The organism is Streptomyces sp. CBMA29 (assembly GCF_014596445.1).
Classification (GTDB): Bacteria; Actinomycetota; Actinomycetes; order Streptomycetales; family Streptomycetaceae; genus Actinacidiphila.
The window spans coordinates 1-617 of record NZ_MECL01000235.1; the positions used below are offsets into that span (position 1 = coordinate 1).

Annotated in this window: 1 pseudogene; it reads left to right on the forward strand. The window is 78.8% G+C overall.

Going from position 1 to position 617, the window contains the following annotated elements:
- Positions 1-617: pseudogene (locus BGM09_RS32715) on the forward strand (hypothetical protein); the annotation flags it as partial.

Sequence of the window (617 nt, forward strand, 5' to 3'; positions counted from 1 at the left end):
GACCCGCACGATATGCGCGGCGGGGCCGCCGCGCCCGCGCCCGGCGGCCCCGCCGCGCATATCGTGCGGGTCGCCCAGCCGCCCGCGCTCAGCGGCTCCCTGGACCTCGCCCGCGCCCTGCGCCCGCTGCGCCAGTCCGTGCCCGCGCCGGGACCCGCGGTCCTCGACGAGGAGGCCACCGCCCAGGCGACCGGCGAGACGGAGTATCTGCTGCCGGTCTGGCGGCCCGCGAGCGAACGCCGCTTCTCCGTCGACCTGTTGATCGACACCGGCGCCACGATGGCGGTCTGGCACCGCCTGGCCACCGAGCTGTGCACGGTGCTCGAACGGCACGGCGCCTTCGCGGACGTACGGTGCTGGTCGCTGTCGACCGACGGCCCCGCGCCGCGCCTGTCCTCCTTCCGCCGCCGCAAGTCCGCCCGCCCGGCGGCACCCGCCGGTCCCGCGGGCCCGCGCTGGAGCCGCCCCCTGGAGGACCGCACAGGCCGGGCGCTGCTGCTCGTGCTCACCGACGGCGTCGGCCCCGCCTGGTACGGCGCCGGCCTGCCCGAATTCCTGGCCCGCGCGGGCCAGGACCGCCCGGTGGCCGCGCTCCAGGTCCTGCCGCGCAGGCTGTG